General features: G+C 34.7%; 3 protein-coding genes. All 3 read right to left on the bottom strand.

Translation table 11 applies throughout. The annotated features are described in order from the left end of the window. Window positions 1-42: 42 nt before the first annotated feature. Window positions 43-384, bottom strand: a complete 342-nt coding sequence (locus P8H68_RS08160) for an L-rhamnose mutarotase (RefSeq protein ID WP_300323302.1) — start codon at window positions 382-384, stop codon at window positions 43-45. Between the two features lie 5 nt (window positions 385-389). Further along, the gene (fucP, locus tag P8H68_RS08155) at window positions 390-1,724 is read right to left on the bottom strand and encodes an L-fucose:H+ symporter permease (protein ID WP_300323299.1); all 1,335 of its coding nucleotides are present in this window, start codon (window positions 1,722-1,724) and stop codon (window positions 390-392) included. A 95-nt stretch (window positions 1,725-1,819) separates the two neighbouring features. Further along, on the bottom strand, window positions 1,820-2,170 hold a 351-nt coding region (locus P8H68_RS08150; RefSeq protein ID WP_300323296.1), incomplete at its 5' end, for an SDR family oxidoreductase.

Raw genomic sequence — 2,170 nt, 5'->3', positions numbered from 1 at the left:
AAAAAAGGCCTGCGATTTGCAGGCCTTTTTGTTTGTTATTATTTATAACTGGAACACTTGTTCTAGAGCAATCCATTTTTCACCGTCTTTTGCCCATGGTAATTCTTGTTGGTATTCCCACATAAGATTTTCCCATTCTTGAACTTTCGGGTTGTTGGCGTCCATTGCTGCTTTTTTAACTGGATCAAAAGTTTCATCAACTTCCATAATCATAAACATTCGATTTCCCGTTAGATAAATTTGCATGTCTACTATTCCAGCATCTTTGATGCTTTTTGTGATTTCTGGCCATGCATTTCCTGCTGCATGGTATTCTTTGTATTCGGCGATTAATTTAGAATCATCTTTTAAATCGCATGAATAACAATATCTTTTTGTGCTCATAATTATTATTTCGATTTGTTATAAGTTGAATAACCATATCTAGCAACAACAGCCAAACAGATGGTAGGTAGAATAAATGAAAAGTTCACTTCAGGAATATACCCTAAGATTTGTAAATCTGAAAACCCAGGACCTCCCCAATCTAGAATAGAACCTTGAAGAACTGGCATCAATGCACCTCCGACAATAGCCATCACTAAACCAGCAGATCCAATTTTAGCTTCATCGCCCATGTCTTTTAATGCAATTCCATAGATTGTAGGGAACATAATAGACATAAATAACGATACTAATACTAAAGAATATAATCCGATCGTTCCTGGCAGTAGAATTGAACCTAAGCTAAACAAGACACCTCCAATACCAAATAACATCAATATTCTAGAAGGGTTGATCGTTTTCATTAAAGCGGTTCCAATCCATCTTCCCGATAAGAAAATAATCATTGCTGCAACATTAAACCATGTTGCTGTTAATTGTTTGTCTGCGGCTAAACTATTGTTGATATTGTCTACATATTGGAAAATATAAGTCCAACACATAATTTGAGCACCTACATAGAATGCTTGAGCGATAACACCTTGTTTGTAATTACTATTGGCAAACAGTTTTTTAAAGGAGTCAGATAATGACATTTTATCTTCCTCTGATGTTTTAGGTATTTTAGTAAATAGAATTATAGCCATAATACACAAAACAACGATACCTAATATGATATAAGGAACACTAATAACTCCTAAGTCATTTTCCCTTACGGCTGCTTTGGCAGTTTCAGATAGCGTATCATAGATGAGTGCTCCACTTTCATCTTTATCGTCAGATCTAAGTGCTGATATTACAAATTGTTGAGCAACAATCATTCCCATTAGTGATCCTATTGGGTTAAATGCTTGTGCCAAGTTCAATCTTTGGGTAGCAGTTTCTTTTGCTCCTAATGCTAAAATTAATGGATTAGAAGTGGTTTCTAAAAAGGCCAATCCACAAGTGATGATCCACAAAGAAATAAGGAAATAATTGAATTCTTCCAATGCTGCAGCAGGGTAAAACAAAAATGCTCCTATTGCGTAAAGGCATAATCCAAGAATAATTCCAGACTTATAGCTGTATTTACGAATAAAGAGGGCAGCAGGAAGTGCCATAAAGAAATATCCAAAATAGAATGCAAATTGAACTAAAGAGGCTTGCATATTTGATAATTCCGGCATTACCTTCTTGAAAGCTGATACCATTGGGTTTGTCAAATCATTAGCAATTCCCCATAAAGCAAATAAAGAAGTTATAATGATAAATGGAAACAATAGTTCTTTACTAACTACTGGTATTTTTGATGTTTTACTCATTGTAAATTGGTTTTAGTTTTTATTTTGAATCGTAAAAATAAAAAGAACAAGTAATAAAAAATATGTTGTTTGTCCTTTTTATGATAACATATGTTTTATTCTGTTAATAGTGATCTGTCTAAGTTTACATAACCACCATCTACTGCAATGAATTGTCCCGTGGTATGTGAAGCCTTGTTTGAGATCGTAAATAGCGCCTGATTTCCAATTTCCTCTGGAGTTGTCATTCTGTTTTCTAAGGGTATCTTTTTTACGATCGACGCAAGTTTTTCCTCTCCGTTGTCTAAAGTTTTAATCCATGCATCGTAAGCAGGTGTCCAGCTTTCTGCAATAATAATGGCATTGACACGAATAGAGTCTTTAATTAAATCTACTGCCCATTCTCTAGTTAAACCAAGAACACCACCTTTAGAAGCCGCATAACCTGAAGTTCCACCTTGACCAGT

This window comes from Flavicella sp., assembly GCF_029238425.1.
Classification (GTDB): domain Bacteria; phylum Bacteroidota; class Bacteroidia; order Flavobacteriales; family Flavobacteriaceae; genus Flavicella.
The sequence above is the reverse complement of the archived record's forward strand: the minus strand, read 5'-3'. Positions and strand labels throughout refer to the sequence as shown.

Coding starts and splice junctions, on each gene's coding strand:
- P8H68_RS08160 (WP_300323302.1), bottom strand. CDS start 384: ATGAGCACAAAAAGATATTGTTATTCATGCGATTTAAAAGATGATTCT.
- fucP (WP_300323299.1), bottom strand. CDS start 1,724: ATGAGTAAAACATCAAAAATACCAGTAGTTAGTAAAGAACTATTGTTT.